Origin of the sequence: Nonomuraea sp. NPDC047897 (assembly GCF_043204415.1) — a bacterium.
Lineage (GTDB): Bacteria > Actinomycetota > Actinomycetes > Streptosporangiales > Streptosporangiaceae > Nonomuraea.
Map to the genome: position 1 here is coordinate 170815 of NZ_JBIDCC010000005.1, position 20249 is coordinate 191063.

Annotated in this window: 20 protein-coding genes; 8 read left to right on the forward strand and 12 right to left on the reverse strand. The window is 74.0% G+C overall.

What is annotated here, in order from left to right; all coding sequences use genetic code 11:
* Positions 1-62: 62 nt before the first annotated feature.
* Complete coding sequence (locus ACGF0J_RS13480; RefSeq protein ID WP_393145295.1) at positions 63-3152, reverse strand: NACHT domain-containing protein; 3090 nt, start codon at positions 3150-3152, stop codon at positions 63-65.
* A 33-nt stretch (positions 3153-3185) separates the two neighbouring features.
* Positions 3186-5042, reverse strand: a complete 1857-nt coding sequence (locus ACGF0J_RS13485; protein ID WP_393145297.1) for a propionyl-CoA synthetase — start codon at positions 5040-5042, stop codon at positions 3186-3188.
* A 107-nt stretch (positions 5043-5149) separates the two neighbouring features.
* On the opposite strand from ACGF0J_RS13485, the gene ACGF0J_RS13490 reads away from it, so the two are divergent.
* Positions 5150-5785: a DNA polymerase beta superfamily protein gene (locus ACGF0J_RS13490; protein WP_393145299.1), complete on the forward strand. Its 636-nt coding sequence runs from the start codon at positions 5150-5152 to the stop codon at positions 5783-5785.
* Between the two features lie 36 nt (positions 5786-5821).
* On the opposite strand, the gene ACGF0J_RS13495 is transcribed toward ACGF0J_RS13490, so the two are convergent.
* From ACGF0J_RS13495 to ACGF0J_RS13510, 4 genes are all read right to left on the reverse strand, one after another.
* Positions 5822-6592, reverse strand: a complete 771-nt coding sequence (locus ACGF0J_RS13495) for a cytochrome c oxidase assembly protein (protein WP_393145301.1) — start codon at positions 6590-6592, stop codon at positions 5822-5824.
* The gene (locus ACGF0J_RS13500; RefSeq protein ID WP_393145303.1) at positions 6589-7110 is read right to left on the reverse strand and encodes a DUF2243 domain-containing protein; all 522 of its coding nucleotides are present in this window, start codon (positions 7108-7110) and stop codon (positions 6589-6591) included. The genes ACGF0J_RS13495 and ACGF0J_RS13500 overlap by 4 nt, the downstream gene beginning before the upstream one ends.
* A 123-nt stretch (positions 7111-7233) precedes the next feature.
* Positions 7234-8775, reverse strand: a complete 1542-nt coding sequence (locus ACGF0J_RS13505) for a hypothetical protein (RefSeq protein WP_393145305.1) — start codon at positions 8773-8775, stop codon at positions 7234-7236.
* 177 nt (positions 8776-8952) lie between these two features.
* Positions 8953-9549, reverse strand: a complete 597-nt coding sequence (locus ACGF0J_RS13510; RefSeq protein ID WP_393145307.1) for a TetR family transcriptional regulator — start codon at positions 9547-9549, stop codon at positions 8953-8955.
* Positions 9550-9611: 62 nt separating this feature from the next.
* On the opposite strand from ACGF0J_RS13510, the gene ACGF0J_RS13515 reads away from it, so the two are divergent.
* From ACGF0J_RS13515 to ACGF0J_RS13525, 3 genes are all read left to right on the forward strand, one after another.
* Positions 9612-10574 carry a VOC family protein gene (locus ACGF0J_RS13515; RefSeq protein WP_393145309.1) on the forward strand — a complete coding sequence of 321 codons (963 nt, stop codon included), beginning with the start codon at positions 9612-9614 and terminating at the stop codon, positions 10572-10574.
* Positions 10575-10674: 100 nt separating this feature from the next.
* On the forward strand, positions 10675-11763 hold the full coding sequence (locus ACGF0J_RS13520) for a hypothetical protein (protein WP_393145311.1): 1089 nt from the start codon (positions 10675-10677) through the stop codon (positions 11761-11763).
* A 51-nt stretch (positions 11764-11814) separates the two neighbouring features.
* Positions 11815-12342 carry a hypothetical protein gene (locus ACGF0J_RS13525; RefSeq protein ID WP_393145313.1) on the forward strand — a complete coding sequence of 176 codons (528 nt, stop codon included), beginning with the start codon at positions 11815-11817 and terminating at the stop codon, positions 12340-12342.
* A gap of 100 nt (positions 12343-12442) precedes the next feature.
* Here the strand turns inward: ACGF0J_RS13525 and ACGF0J_RS13530 are convergent, their stop codons facing one another.
* The 5 genes from ACGF0J_RS13530 to ACGF0J_RS13550 all read right to left on the reverse strand — a co-directional run bounded on the left by ACGF0J_RS13530 (position 12443) and on the right by ACGF0J_RS13550 (position 15050).
* Complete coding sequence (locus ACGF0J_RS13530) at positions 12443-13237, reverse strand: class I SAM-dependent methyltransferase (protein ID WP_393145315.1); 795 nt, start codon at positions 13235-13237, stop codon at positions 12443-12445.
* A 254-nt stretch (positions 13238-13491) separates the two neighbouring features.
* A complete protein-coding gene (locus ACGF0J_RS13535; protein ID WP_393145317.1) occupies positions 13492-13692 on the reverse strand; it encodes a hypothetical protein in 201 nt (66 codons plus the stop codon).
* Between the two features lie 11 nt (positions 13693-13703).
* Entirely contained in the window at positions 13704-13937 is a 234-nt protein-coding gene (locus ACGF0J_RS13540; RefSeq protein WP_393145319.1) for an SDR family NAD(P)-dependent oxidoreductase, read from the reverse strand.
* The gene (locus ACGF0J_RS13545; protein ID WP_393145321.1) at positions 13934-14566 is read right to left on the reverse strand and encodes a hemerythrin domain-containing protein; all 633 of its coding nucleotides are present in this window, start codon (positions 14564-14566) and stop codon (positions 13934-13936) included. Before ACGF0J_RS13545 ends, ACGF0J_RS13540 begins: the two co-directional genes overlap by 4 nt.
* 22 nt (positions 14567-14588) lie before the next feature.
* Positions 14589-15050, reverse strand: coding sequence for a carboxymuconolactone decarboxylase family protein (locus ACGF0J_RS13550; protein ID WP_393145323.1), 462 nt, complete (start codon positions 15048-15050; stop codon positions 14589-14591).
* A 304-nt stretch (positions 15051-15354) separates the two neighbouring features.
* Here ACGF0J_RS13550 and ACGF0J_RS13555 point away from each other — a divergent pair, with 304 nt between their 5' ends.
* A complete protein-coding gene (locus ACGF0J_RS13555; protein ID WP_393145325.1) occupies positions 15355-15669 on the forward strand; it encodes a LysR substrate-binding domain-containing protein in 315 nt (104 codons plus the stop codon).
* A 469-nt stretch (positions 15670-16138) separates the two neighbouring features.
* On the opposite strand, the gene ACGF0J_RS13560 is transcribed toward ACGF0J_RS13555, so the two are convergent.
* Positions 16139-17113 (reverse strand): hypothetical protein, encoded by a 975-nt coding sequence (locus tag ACGF0J_RS13560; RefSeq protein ID WP_393145327.1) that lies wholly within the window; start codon positions 17111-17113, stop codon positions 16139-16141.
* An 87-nt stretch (positions 17114-17200) separates the two neighbouring features.
* Here ACGF0J_RS13560 and ACGF0J_RS13565 point away from each other — a divergent pair, with 87 nt between their 5' ends.
* The 3 genes from ACGF0J_RS13565 to mtlA are packed head-to-tail and all read left to right on the forward strand — an operon-like array spanning position 17201 to position 20247.
* Positions 17201-17962 (forward strand): DeoR/GlpR family DNA-binding transcription regulator, encoded by a 762-nt coding sequence (locus tag ACGF0J_RS13565; RefSeq protein WP_393145329.1) that lies wholly within the window; start codon positions 17201-17203, stop codon positions 17960-17962.
* On the forward strand, positions 17959-19050 hold the full coding sequence (gene pfkB, locus ACGF0J_RS13570; protein WP_393145331.1) for a 1-phosphofructokinase: 1092 nt from the start codon (positions 17959-17961) through the stop codon (positions 19048-19050). The genes ACGF0J_RS13565 and pfkB overlap by 4 nt, the downstream gene beginning before the upstream one ends.
* A gap of 9 nt (positions 19051-19059) precedes the next feature.
* A complete protein-coding gene (mtlA, locus tag ACGF0J_RS13575; RefSeq protein ID WP_393145333.1) occupies positions 19060-20247 on the forward strand; it encodes a mannitol-specific PTS transporter subunit IIC in 1188 nt (395 codons plus the stop codon).
* Positions 20248-20249: the final 2 nt, after the last annotated feature.

The following is a 20249-nucleotide window of genomic DNA, read 5'->3' on the forward strand; positions in this document are numbered from 1 at the left end:
TCCACTCCGAGGGGGTTCCAGGCGACCACTCGCCCTGGACGCGACCCGCCCGCCGCAGCCGTCTAGGACGGATGCGCCTCGCGCAGCAACTCCTCGGGGACGCCCGCCCCGGTGAGCACGGTGAGGCTGTCGGTCCGCTCGAACAGCATCGACTCCAGCAGCGGCCGCAGCGCGTCGCGGCCCACGCCCGCCGCCAGCAGCTCGGCGGCGATCCGGGCGCGGTCCTCGAACGGCAGGTCGGGGCCCTCCAGGGCGAGCGCGCGCAGCAGCAGGTCCAGCTTGCGCCAGCCCCGCGAGGCGGGCAGTGCGGTCAGGGCGGCGATGGCGTCCAGATAGCGGGCGACGCGTTCGCGGACGGGCAGCGAACCGCTCATGAGCAGCTCCTCGACCAGGCGGCCGAGGGTGACGACGCGGCCCGACGTGCGGGCCACGACGACGACGCCGTCGCGGTCGGGCAGCGAGTCGGTCAGCAGGTCCAGATCGCGGTTCAGCAGGTACGGCCGCTCGTCCGGGGCCCTGGTCGCGAACCAGACCACCTGCTCCCCGGAGCCCGGGGCACGCCCGTCCGGGCCGGCGAACCACCAGCCGGCCGCGTCGAAGTCCCACGGCTCCGCCGCGCCGCCCAGCAGCACGTCGCCCGGCACCCGGCAGGCCGGCAGGCCGCGGATCAGCCCGGTCCATCCCTCGCGGCCGAGCTGGCTCTTCCACAGGTGCGCGTACGAGCTCCACCGCTCGAAGTCGGGGGTGTCGCGCAGCAGCGCCGAGACGCCGACCGGCTCCTCCGACACGCCCCGGACCAGCAGCACGAGGTTGGCGGAGTAGGCGGCCAGCCGGCGGGTCAGGGGGTGCCGTACCGGGGCGAAGCCGGTGAAGGAGCGCCGCCGCCGCTCGTGCAGGGCGCCACGCAGCAGCCCGGCCAGCAGGTTCGCGGCGCGGACCCGCACCTCCTGCGGCAGCCTGCGCAGCAGCTCCATGGAGAACCCGACGATGGGGCCCCGCTCGGCCAGGCAGGAGAACGACGTGACGGCGTACAGCAGATCGTCGTCGGCGTCCTGCGGGGAGACGGCGACCAGCTCGTCCTCGGCCAGGTCCTGCCGCCGCACCAGGTCGCGCACCGCGTACACGGCGAGCCAGGCGACCAGGAACTCGCCGAACGTGGCGTGCAGGAACGCGTGGCCGCGCGTCTCGCCCCGGTGCACGAAGAGGAACCCTCCGGTCGCGCGCCCGGCCCACTCCCGCCCCGCCTCGGCCCCGCACAGCGCCGCCACGTCCCCCCGCAGCTCGTCACCGGTGACGGCGGGCCGGCCACGGACGAACATCGACAGCGCCACGGCCCCGAGCCGGACCAGCTCCCGTTCCACCAGCCTGCGCCGCCTGCCCGCCGACAACGCCCGCACGGCCGGATCCCGGTCCAGCTCCCTGGCGGCGAAGTCCTTGATCAGCGACTCGTAGAGCTGCGCGCGGCCCAGCCCGGAACCGTCGCCGGACAGCGCGTTGCCGGCCGCGTCGTACAGGGCGAGCAGCAGCAGGAGCAGCGGCTGCCGGGCGAGCTCGCCCTGGGCCAGAGCGACGGCGGCGGGCAGCGGCCGGCGGCCGTGGCGGGCGAGCGGCGCGCGGTTGGCCCGCGCCCAGACCTCCAGCCAGGCACGCACCTGGTCGTCGTCGAACGGCCGGAGCTGCACCGCCAGGACGCCGTGCGGGAACCGCACCCGGTCGGCCACCACGGTCCGGCAGGTCACGAGGACGGCGACGGGCCGGCCCAGCCCCGCCTGGCGGCGCTGGAAGGCGCGCACCTGCTCCACGTAGTCGTAGCGGTCGGACTCGGCCGCCTGGACCAGCTCGTCCAACCCGTCGAGCAGCACCACGGGCAGCGCGCCCGCGGCCGCCTCCACCACCTCGGCGAACGTCGTCTCCTCCCCGAGCAGGACGGTGAGCGCCTGCTCGATCTGCGCCGTGACGGACGACCCGGCGGCGACGTCGCCCAGCTCCACCCTGATCGGCAGGAACTCCGAGCTGGCCAGCCGCGCCGCGAGCACCTCGGTCAGCTTCGACTTGCCGGCGCCCGGCTCGCCGAGCACGACCAGCGGCGCCCCGGTGGCGTACGGCGAGGTGAGGTGGCCGACGAGGAACGCCTCGGCGTCGGGCAGCCCCGCCTGCTCCTCCCACCAGCTCTTCACCGCGGGGGTGGCCTCGCGGGTCATCTCGGCCACCCGCATCCGCGGGTTGACGTACCCCTCGCCGAGCAGCGGCAGCGTCACGTCGTCGGGCACGGCGCCGGCGGCGATGAGCGGCTGGTCGAGGGCGCTGGCGGCCAGCCTGACCCGGTGGACGACGGGGTGGTCGCCGACGCGGGGCGGCGCCAGCTCGGCCAGCAGCCGCGCCACCCGCGACAGCCCGATCCCGGCCGCCCGGGTGTCGGCCCTGGCGTGGCCCTTGCCAGGGCCGACACCCGGGCGGCCCTCGTCGCCGGCCGGGCCGAGGCTCCACACCGCCAGCTCGGGGCCGGCGGCCGCCAGCAGCCGGTAGTCCTCGTCGTAGATCCGCAGCGCCCTGGCCGGCGGCCCGTCGGCGAGCAGCGCGGGCAGGCGCGCCTGGTCGTCCGGAGACAGCCCGTCCCACACGGGGGTGCCGCGCACGTACCGGGTCATGGCCTGCGACATCTCGCGGTGAACGGCGGCGACGGCCTCCCGGGTCGCCGCGTACGGGCGGTGCGGGGCGGGCGCGGGCAGCCGCCGGGCCAGCAGGGCCTCGGCGAGCCGGGCGAACCCGTCGGCGGGCGGCCCGCCGAGGGCGAGCGCCGCCTGCTCGCCCCGGTCCAGGCCGAGCCGGCTCAGCGCGAACGGCAGCTTCGCCTCGTCGAGGGCCTCGAACCAGGCCGACACCACGACCACGGCGTGCGCCGCCGCCAGCCGCCGGGTCCGGGTGTGCCGGTTGACGTCGCCCTTCCAGCCGGGGGCGCGGCGCAGAACGTGCTCGCCGTACCTGACGGCGTCCTCCCTGAGGTCGGCCAGGGTGAGCGCCATCCGCCCGCCCCCGGCGAGCGCCCAGCCGGTGCGCGTGGCGTTGGCGGCGAACTCGGCGGCCTTGACGAGCCGGTTCTCGTTGCAGCCGAGGATCTTCAGCGCGTCGGCGTAGCTCAGGGTCTCCGTCATCAGGGCCTCCGAACCGGTCGCGGGGGGCGGGGGTCAGAGCGCGCGGGCGATCTCCTCCAGCGCCGCCGGGTCCTCGATCGTGGACGGCGTGCGGTAGGCGCGCCCGGCCGCGATGTCGCGCATCGTGGCCCGCAGGATCTTGCCGGACCGGGTCTTGGGCAGCCGGCCGACCACCACCGCCCGGCGGAAGGCGGCGACCGGGCCGATGCGCTCGCGCACCAGCGCCGTGACCTCCCGCTCCACCTCGGCCGGGTCGCGCCCGGCGCCGGCCTTGAGCACCACGAACCCGACGGGCAGCTCGCCCTTGACCTCGTCGGCGACGCCGATGACGGCGCACTCGGCCACGTCGGGGTGCGCGGCGACGACCTCCTCCATCTGCCCGGTGGACAGGCGGTGCCCGGCGACGTTGATGACGTCGTCGATGCGGCCCATGACGTAGAGGTAGCCGTCGTCGTCGAGGTGGCCGCCGTCGCCGGTCAGGTAGTGGCCGGGGTAGCGCGACAGGTAGGACTCGGTGAAGCGGTCGTGGTCGCGGTGCAGCGTGGTGAGCGTGCCGGGCGGCAGCGGCAGCCTGACGGTGACGGCTCCTTCCGCGCCGGGCGGGCAGTCGGCGCCGTCGGGGTCGAGGACGTGCACGTCGTAGCCGGGGACGGGCTTGGTGGGCGAGCCGGGCTTGATGGGCAGCGCGCCGAGGCCGACGCAGTTGGCGGCGACGGGCCAGCCGGTCTCGGTCTGCCACCAGTGGTCGATGACGGGCACGCCGAGCAACTCGGTGGCCCACCGGTGGGTGTCGGGGTCGAGCCGCTCCCCCGCCAGGAACAGGTGCCGCAGGCACGACAGGTCCCACCTGGCGGCGAAGTCTCCGGCGGGGTCCTCCTTCTTGATGGCCCTGATGGCGGTCGGCGCGGTGAACAGGGTCCGGACGCCGTGCATGGACACCACCCGCCAGAACGACCCGGGGTCGGGGGTGCCGACCGGTTTGCCCTCGTACAGCACGGTCGTACAGCCGGCCAGCAGCGGGCCGTACACGATGTAGGAGTGGCCCACCACCCAGCCGACGTCGGAGGCGGCCCAGAAGACCTCGCCGGGCGCGGCCCCGTACACGTGCGTCATGCTCCACAGGAGGGCGACGGCGTGGCCGCCGTTGTCGCGGACGACGCCCTTGGGGGCGCCGGTGGTGCCGGAGGTGTAGAGGATGTAGAGCGGGTCGGTGGCCGCCACGGGGACGCAGCCGGCGGGCGCGGCGGCGCGCACCGCCTGTTCCCAGTCGAGGTCGCGCCCCTCGACCAGCGACGCCGGGAGCTGGGGGCGTTGCAGGATGACGCAGTGGGCGGGCCGGTGCGTGGCCTGCTCCAGGGCGGCGTCGAGCAGCGGCTTGTACGCCACCAGCCGGGACGGCTCGATGCCGCACGACGCCGACAGCACCACCACGGGTTCGGCGTGGTCGATGCGCACGGCCAGCTCGGCCGCCGCGAACCCGCCGAACACGACCGAGTGCACGGCGCCGATCCGGGCGCAGGCCAGCATCGCCACCACCGCCTCCGGCACCATCGGCATGTAGATGACCACGGTGTCGCCGGCGCGCACGCCCAGGTCGCGCAGCATCCCGGCGGTGCGGGCGGTCTGGTCGAGCAGCTCGGCGTAGGAGTAGGCCCGGACGGTGCCGGTGACGGGGCTGTCGTAGACGAGGGCCGTGCGCTCGCCGTGCCCGGCGGCGACGTGCCGGTCGAGGGCGTTGTGGCAGGTGTTGAGCCGCCCGTCGGGGAACCACCGCCCCTCGCGCAGAACGGTCCCGGGGGCCGCCTCCCAGTCGACGGCCCGCGCCGCCTCCGCCCAGAACTCCTCGGGTCGTTCGATGCTGCGCCGGTGGACGTCGTCGTAACCGCTCACCCTGTCGATCAGATCAGCGCCCCGGCGTCGGCGCAACCCCCTCCCCCGGCGCGCCGCCCGGTGATCGTGCCGGGTACGGTGTCCGGACCGGCACGAGGAGGCGGTGGATGGACGACGTGATCCTGTCGGTGGTGGTGGGGTCGCGGGCGTACGGGCTGGACGTGGACGGCTCCGACACCGACCGCCGCGGCGTGTTCGTGGCGCCGACGGAGGACTTCTGGCGGCTGACCAAGCCGGTGACGCACCGCGACGGGCCGCTGCCGGAGCAGTTCTCGTGGGAGGTGGAGCGGTTCTGCCTGCTGGCCCTGGACGCGAACCCCACCGTGCTGGAGTGCCTGTGGTCGCCGATCGTGGAGGTGGTCACGCCGTTCGGGGCTCGCCTGGTCGGGCTGCGGACGGCGTTCCTGTCGCGGCGGGCGCACGAGACGTTCGCGGGGTACGCCGACGCCCAGTTCCGCCGGCTGGACCCGGGTGCGCCGAAGTGGAAGCAGGCCATGCACATGATCCGGCTGCTGCTGAGCGGGCTGCACCTGGTCCGCACGGGTGAGCCGATGGTGCGGGTGGCCGAGCACCGTGACCGGCTGCTCGCGGTGCGGCGCGGCGAGCGGCCGTGGGCGGAGGTGGCCGCCTGGCAGGCGGCGCTGCGCGCCGAGCTGGCCGCGGCCGGCAGCGTCCTGCCGGCCGCCCCGGACCGGGCTCGGGTGGAGGAGTTCCTGATGGACGTGCGCCGGGCGCACCTGTGACCCCCGGCCGGCCGGGTGGCCGGTTGTCGGTGACGGTCAGGCGGGCACCGGGGCGGGGCGGCGGCGGCCCGCACGGCGGTACCAGGCGGCGAACAGCGCGACGGCGAGCAGCAGCGCGGCGACGTCGCCGCCGTAGTACATGACCTGGGCGGCCTGCTGGAAGCCGGGCAGCGTCGCGTACAGGTGCTTGGCCAGCCAGCCGTGCGCGGCGGCCGCCCCGATGAGGACGGCGACCCGCGTGGGCACGCCGGGCCGGTGCGGCGCCGGGTCGGGCCCGGCGACGGCCCAGGTGAACAGGCAGCCGGTGGCCAGGTAGGTGTGGTCCACCAGGTGGTGCAGCCTCGGGTTCGCCATGCTCGCGGCGTACAGCGGGGTGAGCGTCACGACGTACAGGGCGCCGACGCTGATCAGCGCCGCGGTGACGGGATGGGTGAGGACGTGCACCACGCGGGTGCGCAGCAGCCGGGTCAGGCGGCGTGCCAGGCGCCGCGGGGCGACCCGCAGCAGCAGGGTGACGGGCGCGGCCATGATCAGCCCGAGCGGTGCGAACATGCCTAGCAGCAGGTGGCGGACCATGTGGCCGACGTCGCCGGGTGGGACGAGCGGTGACAGCGCCACGCCGGTCAGCACGCAGCCGGCCAGCCACGAGGCGGTCCGCCAGGGGCTCCACCGGCGGTCGCGGACGGCCGGGTCGCCGCTCGCTCCCCCGGCCCGCCAGGCCGCCAGCAGGTAGACCGTGGCGGGGATGAGCGTCGCGAGCAGCGCGGGCAGCCAGGCGGCCCACCCGGCGTGCTGGCCGGGCGTCATGACCGACGCTCCGTCATCCGCGGCCCGCCGTCCGGCTCGCGGGCGGGGCCCGGCCGCCGTCCGGCCCGGACGGCGAGGGCGATGCCGCAGGCCAGCAGCACCAGGCCCGCCAGGGTGCAGGCCAGGTCGTGGGGCAGCGGCTCGACGCCGTGCCGGACTTCGTACGCCCGCGCCGTCCGGTGGCCGACGACGCCGTCGGCCACCAGGAGCCCGCCGGCCCCGATGAGGAACCCGGCCCAGGCCGCCGGCGCCGCCAGCGCGGCCCGGCGGCGCAGGTCGGCGAGCCAGAAGAGCCCGCCCACGACGGCCACCAGCTCCGCGGCGTGCAGCAGGCCGCCCGACAGCAGCCCGAGGCGCGGCGTGGCCCGGTCGAGGAAGGGGTGCCAGGCCAGTAGCTGGCGGAAGACCAGCTCGTCCACGGCGGCCATGAGGCCGATCCCGATGAGCGCCGCCGACAGCAGCGACTCCCGCGGCGTCTCGCGTGCCGCCCGCGGCCGGGTCCGGGCCCCGGCGCTCATGACCAGGCTCCCGCCGCGCGGGGCCGGACCGGGGCGCCGGTCCGGGCGGAGAGCGGCGCCGGATTCTGCGATGGTGCGCGATTCAGCATGTCACTCCTCCTGGCTGGGATCATCGGGCCTTGCTCAGGGGGCGAGGCGGGCCTGCCACCGGCCGGGCAGGTCGAGTGGCCGCCACGCGCGCGCGTACGGCGGCAGCGGCACCCGGGTGTGCACGATGACGACCTGGGCGCCCCGGTCGACGGCGGCGCGGACGCGGTCGGGCTGCCGGCGGGCGAACCGCTGGGTGACGCCCTGGGAGTCGCAGCCGATCAGGTAGCCCATCTGCACGCCCGACTGTCCGTAGACGAGGCAGGGCGGGCGCACCCCCGCCTCGCGCAGCGCGTGCGCGGCCAGCTCCATCCGCTCCCGGTCGCGGTACGTGCCGGCCGCCATCCGGTACGCGTACGCGCCCTGGAGCGCCAGGTGGGCCAGCACGCCGGCGGCCAGCAGCGCGCTGACGGGCGCCCGCCACCGCCCGGCCGGCCGCAGCCCCGTGACGGCCCGCGCGACGGGCAGCGACAGCAGCGCGTACGCCGGCATCAGGAAGCGCGGAGCGGCGTAGCCGACGTAGAAGAGGTAGGGCAGCGCGGTCGCGGCGCCGGTGACGGCGGCCAGCAGCAGCGGGCCGAGCCCGCCGGCGCGGCGGGCCGTCCACAGGCCGAGCAGCGTCATCAGCGGGATGGCCAGCCACCACGCGAGCGCCACCGGGGAGACGTCGCCGCACCTGACCCCGAACCTGCACAGCGACGGCCCGTCCAGCGCCCTGGCGTGCTCCGCGAGCGACACGGTCCAGCCGGTCAGGTTGGCCTGCCCGGCGCCGCGCAACCGGGCCGCGACGCCGCCGTACGCCTGCTCGGCCTCGGCGAGCCACTGGCCCCATCCGACGGCCAGGCCGGCCGCGACGGCGGCGAGCGGGACGAGCGCGCGCCGCCGCAGCAGGACGAGCGCGGCGACGGCGAGCGGGACCGCGAGGACGAGCGCGTCCGAGGGGCGCATGAGCGAGACCACGGCTAGCGCGGCGGCCAGCCCGGCGGCCGGCCCCCACAGGCGTCGCCGATCCGCCCCGCCGGCCGCGCCCCACGCGCGCCGGGCTCCCGGGTCCCACCCCCGCCCGGTGCGGACGGCGGACTCGCGGATCGCGCGGACGGTCAGGACGAGCAGGCCGGTGGCGGCGACGCCGCCGAGCGCGACGTACAGGTTGGGCATGGCCTCGTTGCCGTAGAACAGCGACAGCCAGCACCCGGCGAACAGCAGCGCGGCGAGCGGCACCGACCGGTCCGCCCGCACGCGGATCCAGACGGCGAACGCGCCGACCAGGGCCAGTGACGACACGGCCGTGAGGTACAGGCGCAGCGCGAGCACCGAGTCGGTCACCGCGACCACGGGGGCGACCAGCAGCGGCATCCCCCGGGCGCGGGGCGCGCTGAAGGGCGCAGGCGGGGCGTGCGCGGCGTACTGGCTGGCGTAGACGGCCTCGTCCCAGCCGATGCCCGTCCGGGGTGAGACCAGGACGAGCTGGGCCACCCCGTACAGGACGCCGACCAGCGCGAGCAGCGCGACCGGTCGCGGCGGCGAGGGCCGTCGCGGGCCGGCGGGCGCGGGCACGCGCGGGCGGGTGACCGTCATGGCTGGCTCCGAAGGTAGGTGACGAGCACCGTGTACCCGGCCGCCCTGCCGTGAACGCCCACCCAACCGACCCATTGCCCGAATTGTCCGGATTTGTCCCTGCGCCTGACCTGGTATTTCGTCACGATTTGCCCCACTTCGGGGGTAAATGGAGGTCCGGTGCGACGCGATGCAGGCCTACAGGCCCAGGCCGGACTCCAGGTGCGCCAGCGCCCGGTCGATCTCGGCGGGGCCGTCCATGCCGGGGTCCTGCGCCCAGCGCAGCCACACCATGGCCACGACCCCGAAGACCGCGCCGACGGCGTTACGGATCCGGGGGTCGTCCGGCGGACATCCGGCCCGGTCCGCCACGATCCCGGCGACCTCACGGATCAGCCCCGGGCTGCGGCGCAGGTTGGCCACCAGCAGTTCGGGCACGGTGGCCGCGAACACCTCCCGCGCCCGCCCGGCCGCGACCTCCTCGGCGGACAGGGCGGCGAAGGCCGCGCGGAACGCTCCGCGCAGCACGGCGACGGGCGCGCCCGGCGGCTGCGCGGCCAGGGCCTCCACGAGAGGCGGAAAGCGGTCGAGCGCGACCAGATGCTCCTTCGTCGGGAAGTAGCGGAAGAAGGTGGCCGGGGAGATCTCGGCGGCCTCCGCGATCTGCTCGACGGTGGTGGCGTGGTAGCCGCGCTCACGGAAGAGCCTGAACGCCTCGCGCAGGATCGCCTCCCTGGTCCTGGCCTTCTTGCGTTCGCGCAGCCCGCCGTCCCCCATGCGCCGAATGTACCGCACCCACAAATGATGGTTTACTCTCACTTGAGAGCTGACTATCAATTTTTTCGGAGGTGGCCCTCATGGGCGACGACGTCACCGGCCTGCACCACGTGGGGCACCTGGTCCAGGACCTCGACCAGGCGATGGAGCGCTACCGGCGGCTCGGCTTCACCGTGCCGGCGCCCGCCTGTCCCGTCCTCCCACCTGTCGCCGGAGGACGGCCCGAGCCGTTCGGCGTGGCCAACACGCACGTGTACTTCCCCGGCAACTTCGTCGAGCTCGTGGCCGTCATCGACGACGCAGGCCGGCTGCCCGGCCAGGCTCGCCCGATCCCGCTGCTGGTCCCCGACGACAAACTGCCGGCGCTGACGGCCGCCATCCGCGCCACCGCAGCCAACATCACGTTCTTCCTGCGGCGGTTCCAGGGCGTCCACATCATGATCGCCAACACCCCGGACATCGACGGCGTAGCCGCGCGGCTGACAGCCGGCGGCGTCGGCCACGGCGGCGTCCACGCCGTCCAGCGACCCGTCGAGACCGCCACGGGAACCAGGATGGAACCCGCCCGCTACCTGGAGATCTCCGATCCGGACCTGCCGCCCGGCCGCGTACCGGAAGGCAGGATCGGCTTCGCCGAGAACACGACCGCCGAGCCGCTCGACGACCGGCGCCACCTCGACCATCCCAACGGCGCCACCGGGCTGGTGGAATGCGTGCTGTGCGTCGCCGACCCGGCGCTGCCCGAGCTGGAGCGCCGCTACGGCACCTACTTCGGGCAGGCGCGGGGCGGCGAGGTGCTGCGTTTCGACCAGGCGAACGTCACCGTCGTGCCCGCGTCGGCGCTCGCCGACCTGCTGCCCGGCGAGCGGCCGGCCGCCCTGCCGGCGTTCGTCGCCTACACGGTGTCCGTACGCGACCTCGCCGCCACCGAGCGGCTCCTGCGCGGCAACGACGTCCCGGTCACCCGGACCGGGCCCGGACGGCTGTTCGTCCCGGCCGCCGCGGCACTGGGCACCGCCATCATCTTCCGCCAGGACGACTGAGCCCCTCCACCCCGCTCGACCCGGCGGACCCCAGCCCCCACACGCCCCGGACCCCGCCCTCCTTAGTGTGATGTGACGACTGTTCCGACAGGATGGGGGCGTGGGCACCTACGACGACGACACGCTCCCGCTCCAGCCGCCGATCCGCCTGCCGTCGCGGGCCGACCTGGCGGCCGCCGTGCGGGCCACCCCGCTGACGGCACTGCTCCTGGCTCCCCCGGACGCTCCCCCGACCGGATCGCGGGAGGAGCCCGTGCCCGGGATCGAGCCCGGCGACCTCGCCGGTCTGCGCGACGGGGCCGCCGGGCCCGACGCCGTCGCGGTGCTGCGCGGCGGAGCCGCCGACGACGTGCTGCGCGTGTGGACGGACGTGCGCCGCCACCTGTTCGGCCGCGACCAGGTCGTCTTCCTGCAGGTGGTGCGCCTGTTCCTCGGCCGGGAGCCGGTGGGCGACCTGCCGGCCGCGCTGTCGTCCCTGGGCCTGGCCCGGCAGGAGCACAACCGACCGGAGCACACCGCGCAGCAGGACACCGAGTCCGCCGGCTCGTACGCGCTGACCCCGCTCGGCCTCTGGACGGCCCGGGAGATGATCGCCGAGGCCACGGGCCAGGAGATCCCGATCATGGGCTCGTTCGCCGGCCGTGACGCGGCGGCCCTGCTGCACGGCCTGCGTTCGTATCGGGAGGCCGAACGGATCGAGGAGCTGACCGGCTGGCTCGTGGGCAGGGACCGGGCCAGGGCGGCGGAGGAGATCGGCGCCGCGCTGCCCGAGGTGAGCCCGCTGGCCCGGGCGATCGGCGTCGAACTGCTCGCCCTGGACCTGGGGGACGACGGCAGGCGGGTGCTCGACCGGCTGCTCGGCGTGCGGAAGCTGGGCTCGGTCGTCGCCGCCCGGATGGGGCGGGACGAGCAGCGGCCGTCACCCGAGGAGATCGCCTGGGTGTTCGTGGACATGGCGGCGGCGCTGCTGGAGTTCGGCGGCGAGACCGACGAGGTCATCCAGTCGATGGCCATGGGGATGGCGCCGGAGCAGCAGGCGAGCACCATCGCGCTGCTCGCGCTCGGCGACCACCCCTGGAGCGAGCGGGTGCTACACGTGATCATCGACCGGCATCCGGACGAGCAGGTCGCCGCCGCCGCCCGCAAGGCGCTGCGCCGCCTGCGCAGCCTCGCCTCCCTGCGGGGGTAGGGACGCGAGTGCCGGGCGCGACGTGGCGGCGCCGAAGGTAGAGTCGTGCCGATGACGAAGCACACGATCACCCCGCCGTCCGCCGCCATCCTGGGCGACGCCCACACCTGTGGCTGCGGCGCCCGGCTGGACGGTCGCATGGCCGCCGAGCTGCATGCCGCCGAGACCGGCCAGTGCACGGTGTGCCTGGGCTCGGCGGAGGAGCAGGTGGCGCCGGGCCTCGACCGCGGCTGCACGGCCTGCGCGGCCACCGGGCGGCGCCGTGAGCAGATGGTCTGGCAGCTCGCCCACGCCGAGGCGGAGCAGGTCATCACCGTGAGCGTGGTGCGGGAGGTGGTGGCCGGGTTCGACGGGCCGTTCCATCTGTCGGAGATCGCCGACGCGGTCCGCGACGGCCTCGGCCTGCCGGCGGGCCGCCTGCCGGTGGGGCCCCGGGTGCGTGACGTGCTGCTGGGCTTGCAGGCCGCCGGCGAGATCACCATGCTGTCGGCGCCCGACGAGCTGCTCGACGGCGCCGACGTGGTGCTCTACCGCGACCCGCGGTGGCAGCGGGCCGGCACCCTCGGCTCCGGCCTCTGACCCGCCCCGTCCACGCACGGCCGGAGACCACCGCGACCGGCAGGCCCGGCCGTTCCCCCCTCACGCGCGGCAGTTCTCCCCCACGCGCGGCAGCTCCTTCTCACGCGCGGCAGAGGACCTCGCCGTGTGTGATCGACATCCAGCCGTCTCCGGCCGCCGCCCACTCCCGCCACCCCTCGGACATCCGCAGCAGGTCCTCCTCCGTGGCGGCGCCGCGGTCGAGCGCCTGCCGGGCCATCTGCGAGCGCAGCACGCGCTCGGCCCACATGTCGCCCCACCAGGCCCGGTCCTCGGGCGTGGCGAAGCACCAGACCGACGCGGTGGCCGTCACGTCGTCGAACCCGGCGGCGCGGGCCCAGGACAGCAGCCGCCGTCCGGCGTCGGGCTCGCCGCCGTTGCCGCGGGCCATCCGCTGGTAGAGCTCCATCCAGTCGTCCAGCGCGGGCAGCCGCGGATACCAGGCGAAGGCCGCGTAGTCGCTGTCGCGGGCCGCGACGATCCCGCCGGGTTTGGTGACCCGCCTCATCTCGCGCAGCGCCGCGACCGGGTCGCCCACGTGCTGGAGCACCTGGTGGGCGTGCACGACGCAGAACGTGTCGTCGGCGAAGTGCAGGGCCTGCACGTCGGCGACCGCGAAGTCGACGTTGGCCAGCTTCCTGGCCGTCACCTCGGCCCGCGCCAGTTCCAGCGCCTCCGCGGTGACCTCTGACGCGGTGACGTGGCGGACCAGGGTCGCCAGGTCGGCCGTGATGGTGCCGGGGCCGCTGCCCACGTCCAGCACGCTCATGTGCGGCAGGAGGTGGGGCAGCAGGTAGGCGGCCGAGTTGCCGGCCGTGCGCCACCGGTGCGAGCGCAGCACCGACTCGTGGTGCCCATGGGTGTAGACGGCGTCCATCAGAACTCCTTCGGCCTCGTCCGTACACCCGCACCCTACCGATCATCTCATGATGAGAGAAGTTTCGTCTCAATATATGAGCGATCGAGGTCGAGTGGGAGACGAGCAGGGGACACGGCCGACTCGACAAAGGAGAGGGCTTCCGCGCCGGGCGGCCGGCCGTCGGCAGGACCGGCGGCTGTCGGCAGGACCGGCTAGCTAGCCCCTGTTATGCCCGCCAGCACTTAAGCCTTCGCCAGCAGGCTCTCAGGGGTTCACCAGTGGAGCGCCCCTTCGTCCTGGACGAAGGTGGCGGTGGGGCCGTCGGTGTTCAGGAGCGCCATGGTGATGATCGGTGCGGCGCCCTGCTCGACGCTCTTGATGCCGGTGCCATGGTTGATGTCGGTCTTGACCCATCCCGGGTCGACAGCGTTGACCCTGATCGGGGTGTCCCACAGTTCTTTGGCATAGGACACGGTGATCATGTTCAGTGCGGCCTTGGAGGAGCAGTACGCCAAGTTGAGCATTGGCCGGCTCGGACGCTGCCGGCGTCGGTGACGTCCAGGCGCACGTACGGCAGCCCCAGCGGTTCGGCGGCGGCCTTGCCGTGTACGTCGTCGCGGGCGCCGACGATCGCGGTGACGCCCCGCTCGCCCAGCAGCCGGGCGGTCGCGTGGCCGATTCCTCGGGTGGCTCCGGTGACCAGCGCGATGGCCGTCATGATTCGGCACTCCAGCGGTCGAGACAGGCGTACGCCGGCTGCCACTGGGCGGCGTACGCCGCGCGGACGGTCTCGGGCAGCGGTGCCAGCATCGTCGCCACGGTCTGCTCGTCGGCGCCTTCCAGCAGCCACGGGATCAACCGGGGTGCGTCAGGGCCGATCCGCTGCCCATGGACCTGACCGAAGTGCGCCCACTGCTGCGCGGTGGCGGTCCGCTGGATCAGTGGGATCGCCGCGTCCTCCTCGTGCTTGAGGTGGGCGGCCAGTCCGGTGGCCAGCGCGTCCGTGAGATCGCCGAGCCGGCCCCAGTCGGCATCGGGGTCGGCCAGGGCCGCATCGATCGCCCCCATGAGCGGGTCGATGGCAGCGTGCTCGGCTTCCATCACCTCCAGCAGCACCAGGTCGTCGGGCCGGTCGGCCAGACTCTGGCGCAGCGCCGGCCACAACGCGTCGTCCTCGGCGGTGTGGTGGATGTGCAGGGACTTCTTGAACATGTGCCAGCCGGCAGCGGTGCGCAAGATGCGCTGCGGCTCGTCGCCGGTCTTGGCGGTGACGCGGGTGATGTGTGCCAGCTCGCGGCGCAGGGCGTCGTGCATGGCATACATCGCCGTCATGTCGAGATCGCTCATCGTGGGTTTCCCTTCCGGTGCGTCAGTTCCAGGAGGTGCCGGCGGGTTCCTTGATGGCGGCATTCAGCCGGTTGAACATATTCGTCACTCCGATGAGCAACAGCAGCGCCGAGATCTGCTTCTCGTCGTAGTGGTCGGCGACCTGGTCCCACAACTCGTCGCTGACCGCCTCGCCGGAGCGGTCGGCCAGCCGGGTGACGGCCTCGGTCAGCTCCAGCGCGGCGCGTTCGGCGTCGGTGAAGAACGGCGCCTCCCGCCAGGCGGCCACCGCCCCGATCCGCTCGACGCTCTCCCCGGCCTTGATGAGGTTCTGGTTGTGGGCGTGGACGCAGGCCGAGCAGCCATTGATCTGGCTGGCGCGCAGAGCGACGATCTCCTGCAGTTCGTGGCTGATGCCGCCTTGGTTGATGGCCTTGAACATGGTGCCGATGCCCTTCAGCCCGTCGGGCAGGACGTAGGCAGGGTTCGTCATACGCGCTTGCATGATGCTGCTCCTTCAAGAAGGGAGGTCATAGGTCACCGGCCCCGTCGGGGCCGACACCGCATTGACGTTGCGGCGCAGGCAGAGGTGACCACCAGACTTGAAAATCTTTTGCGACCCCTGGCGGGGTCGTTTCGCACGCTTAACCCGGCCTCGGCGCCCCGCTGTTCGACCGCTCCAACCGCCGCCGTATCAGCCTGACCCCCCTCGGCCGCCAACTCCGCGACGACCTGCGCCCGGTCTACGCGACAGTCTGGAACGGGCCCGCCTGGCTGCTCGCGGCATCACCGCTGTGCTCCGCGTCGGCATGCTGTCCATCAATGCCCATGACCTGCGTCCCTACTGGGATGTCTTCCGCGCCCGCCATCCCTGGTGGAAGCTGCAGGTTCAGCAGGCGTCCTTCGTGGACCCGTTCTCCGTGCTGCGCCGCGGCGAGGTCGATGTCCTGGTCTGCTGGCTGCCGGTTGAGGAACCCGATCTCACCGTGGGCCCGATCGTGTTCGCTGAGCCGCGGGTGCTGGCGGTCGCGGCCGATCACAGGCTTGCCCGGCGCACGTTGGTCTCGCTGGAGGTGCTCGGTGATTTCCAGCACTCCCCTGTTGAATCGAGGCCGGACTACTAGGCGAACAGCTTCGTCCCACCCCACACCCGCGCGGGCCGTCTGATGAACGTGGCCCCTTGGTGCGCAACTCCGAGGAGATCCTCACCCTGATCAGTCTGGAGGAGATCGTCAACCTCTTCCCCGCTCACATGACTCGGTACTGGATGCGACCCGACACGTCTACTTACCGGTTCGCGACATGGACGCTCCGCCGTTCGCGCTGGTCTGGCGCAGTGGAGCCGAAACCGACCTCATCCGCGCGCTCGCACAGGCCGTCCGAGACCTCGGCTCCCACCCCGCCAGCCCGTGATCCGGTACCACGGACCGCCGGATGCACCCCGGTGCTGTCAGCACCGACCTCCCGACGCACGAGGTGATGGAGCTGCCCAGGGACGAGGGCTTGACCGTGTGCACCTACAGCGCCGCCCCCGGCGCCTCGGTGGACGACCTTAAGCTCCTGGAAAGCTGGTCCGCCATGGCCGAGACGCCCCTAGGACAGCCCTCGGTAGAGGTCCACCGTCAGCCGGTTGACGCGCCGCACCGAGTCGTTCCACGAGCCGCCGGCGGGGTGCGCGGTCAGCACGGCCATCACGTAGCGGTCGCCGTCGCCGGTCAGACCCGTGGAGTGCAGGACGGGACGCCCGTAGTCGGGCACGCCGGTCCCGGCCGCCCGCCGCGCCACCGCGGAGACCGACCCTCCCATGGCCGCGCCCGCCACCCGGCCGCCGGCCGGGCCGCCCGTCGAGCCGCCCGCCGCCGAGGCGGCGCAGCGCGTGGGCGGCACCGTGCCGAACCCTGACCAGCCCTGCTTGACCGCCCACGGCCGGGGCACCGCGCTCGGGATGCCGAAGTACTGGTGGAAGCCGTCGTTGCCGCACGGCGTCGCGCGCCGCAGGTGGCCGAGGACGGTCTCGCGCACCCGCGGCTCGGCCGTGTCGAGCAGGTAGCGGTACGTGCGCACGATGTCGTACGCGCTGATTGAGGTGTAGCCCCAGAACCCGGGGTGGGACGCGGGCGGCGGGGCGGTGTCGGCGAGGCCCAGCCTGCGCGCGGTCCGCGTGATGATCGCGCCCCGGCCCGAGCGGGACCACAGCGTGGTGGCCGCGGCGTCGTCGCTGGACCGCAGCATCTCCCTGAGCAGCCGGGCGTCGGCCGCCGGAACGGTCGTGCGCCGTTCCAGGTAGTCGAGGGCGATGAGGATCTTGACCACGGACGCGGAGCGGTACTTCCGGTGCGCGTTCCGCGCCGCGACGATCTTCCCGGCGGAGCCGGCCCTCCGGTCGAACACCACCCATGCCGCCGTGGTGCCCGCCGGCACGCGCGGGGGCACGTGCGGGGCCACGGCGGCGGCCTGCTGCTGCCCGGCAGGGCCCCGCGCCGGTAAGGCGGCGGCCGGCGAGCCGTGGAGGCATCCGACGGCGAGGGGGACGGCTGCGGCCATGACGGCCCACGGCTTGCTTTGCATGCGCTATACCTACCAGACCTTGACGCGCCCACATAAGCGGATATAAACACAGATGAAACCAAACGGAAACGGCGGTGAACCAACATCATGTACGCCGAGGAGCGGCAGCAGGAGATCCTCCGCAGGGCGCGGGCGGCGGGCCGGGTCGACGTGGTGACGCTGGCCGACGGTCTCGACGTGACCACCGAGACGATCCGCCGCGACCTCACCGCCCTGGAGCGGGCCGGCGTGCTGCGCCGGGTGCACGGCGGGGCCATCCCCGTGGAGCGGCTGGGGTTCGAGCCGGCGCTGGCCGCCCGTGACGAGGTGATGACCGGGGAGAAGGAGCGCATCGCCAAGGCCGCGCTCGCCGAGCTGCCCGAGGACGGCTCGGTCATCATCGACGCGGGCACCACGACGGGCCGCCTCGTGCAGGTGCTGCCCGCCGACCGCGAGCTGACCGTGGTGGTCAACTCACCGCCGCTGGCCATCGCGCTGGCCTCTCGGGCCAACCTCCACGTGATCCTGCTCGGCGGCCGGCTGCGCGGCCGCACCCTGGCCACCGTGGACGACTGGGCGCTGCAGCCCCTGGCGCAGTTGCACGTGGACGTGGCGTTCATGGCCACCAACGGCTGCTCGGTCGCCAAGGGCCTGACCACGCCCGATCCGGCGGAGGCGGCGATCAAACGCGCCATGGTGCGGGCGGCGCAGCGCAGCGTGCTGCTGGCCGACCACACGAAGTTCACCAACACCTACCTCGCGAGGTTCGCCGAGCTGAGCGAGATCGACGTGGTGATCACCGACTCGGGTGTGGATCCGGCCCTGGCCGCCGACCTGGCGGCGGCGGGCCCCGAGGTGGTCCGGGCATGATCCTCACCCTCACGCTGAACCCCAGCCTCGACCGCACCATCGAGATCGCCGCGCTGGCCAGAGGCGCCGTGATCCGCGCCGCCGCCGCGCACCTCGACCCCGGCGGCAAGGGCGTGAACGTCTCCCGCGCGCTGCTGGCCAACGACGTCGCCTCGCGGGCCGTCGTGCCGTTCGGCGGCGACGAGGGCAGGCAGCTCGTCCGGCTGCTCGCCGACGAGGGGCTCGACATGGTCACCGTGCCCGTCTCGGGCGTCACCCGGTCGAACGTCACGCTGGCCGAACCCGACGGCACCATCACCAAGATCAACGAGCCGGGCACGGCGCTGTCGGCCGCCGAGCTGGACACGATCGCCGACGCGGTGCTGGCCGCCGCGCACGAGGCCGACTGGGTCGTGGCCTCCGGCAGCCTGCCGCCGGAGGTGCCCGCCGACGTCTACGCCCGGCTGTGCCGGCGCTTCGCCGGGGCGGGCATCCACGTCGCCGTCGACACCAGCGGGCCCGCCCTGGTCGCCGCAGTTCCGGCGGGGCCCGCGCTGGTCAAGCCGAACGCCGACGAGCTGGCCGCCGCCACCGGCATGCCGATCCGCACGGTCGGCGACGCGGTCGAGGCCGCGCTCCGGCTGCGCGCGGCGGGCGCCCGTACCGTGCTGGCCAGCCTCGGCGCCGACGGCGCCGTCCTCGTCGAGGACGGCGGCATCTGGTACGGCGAGGCGTCGGTCGCGGAGCGGCGCAGCTCGGTCGGCGCGGGTGACGCCATGCTGGCCGGGTTCCTCGCGGGCGGTGCGAGCGGCGAGGCGGCCCTGGTGGAGGCGCTGGCCTGGGGGGCGGCGGCGGTCGGGATGCCCGGCAGCCGCGTGCCCGGCCCGGCCGACATCCACCGCGACGGCGTCCGCACCGGCCCGCCCGACCCCGCCCGCCCCCTCACCTCCGTCCCCGCCGAACCCCGCTCACCCGAGCACGTCTCCGGTGCCCCGGCCTCCACCGACCGCCGGTCCGCCGCCCCCTCCGAGCCCGGTCACCCCTCCACGGCTCCCTCCGGCACCACCCCCCTGCCCGAACCACCCACTCCGGAGCCCGCGCATCCCTGAAGGAGCACCATGGCCGACACGTACACGCCCCCGGTCTACGGAACCGGGGTCAAGGCCACCATCCAGCGGCTCGGCGGCCACCTGGCCGGCATGATCATGCCGAACATCGGCGCGTTCATCGCCTGGGGCCTGATCACGGCCCTGTTCATCCCGACCGGCTGGCTGCCGAACGAGCAGCTCGCCAAGATGGTCGGCCCGATCATCACCACCCTGCTCCCGGTCCTCATCGCCTACACCGGCGGCCGGATGGTCCACGGCCAGCGCGGCGCGGTGGTGGGCGCGGTGGCCGTGATGGGCGTCATCGTGGGGTCGGACATCCCGATGTTCCTGGGTGCCATGATCATCGGCCCCTTGACGGCCCTGATCCTGAAATATGTGGACAAGTTCACGGAGCAGCGGACCAAGGCCGGCTTCGAGATGCTCGTCGACAACTTCACGGCCGGCATCGTCGGCGGCGCGATGGCCGTGGCCGGCATGTGGGCCATCGGCCCCGTCGTCAGAGAGATCACCGAGACCGCCGGCGACGCGGTCGGGTGGCTGATCAGCCACAGCCTGCTGCCGCTGGCCTCCGTGCTCGTCGAACCCGCCAAGGTGCTGTTCCTCAACAACGCCATCAACCACGGAGTGCTCGGTCCGCTCGGCGTCACCGAGGCGCTCAAGGACGGCAAGTCGATCCTGTTCATGCTGGAGTCGAACCCAGGCCCCGGCCTGGGCCTGCTCCTGGCGTACCTGATGTTCGGGCCGCGCGGGCTCCGTCCCAGCACCGCTCCCGCGATGATCATCCACTTCTTCGGCGGCATCCACGAGATCTACTTCCCGTACGTGCTGATGAAACCGCGGCTCATCCTGGCCGTCATCGCGGGCGGCGCGGCCGGGGTGTTCACGTTCATGGTCACCGGGGCCGGGCTGGTGGCGACGCCGTCACCGGGCAGCATCTTCGCCTACCTGGCGGTGACCCCGAAGGGCGGCTGGTTCGGCGTGATCCTCGGGATCGTCGTCGCGACGGCCGTGACGTTCGCCGTGGCCGCCGTCCTGCTCGGCTTCGGCCGCGGCGAGAAGGAGGAGCCCGCCCCGGAGCCCGCCGGGACTGCCGCCGAGCCGGAGCCGTCCGCGGCGCCCGTAGCGCACGACCACGACCATGACCCCGAGCAGGACGACCGCGAGCCGCGGGCCCGATCCGTATCCAAGGAGGCTTGACC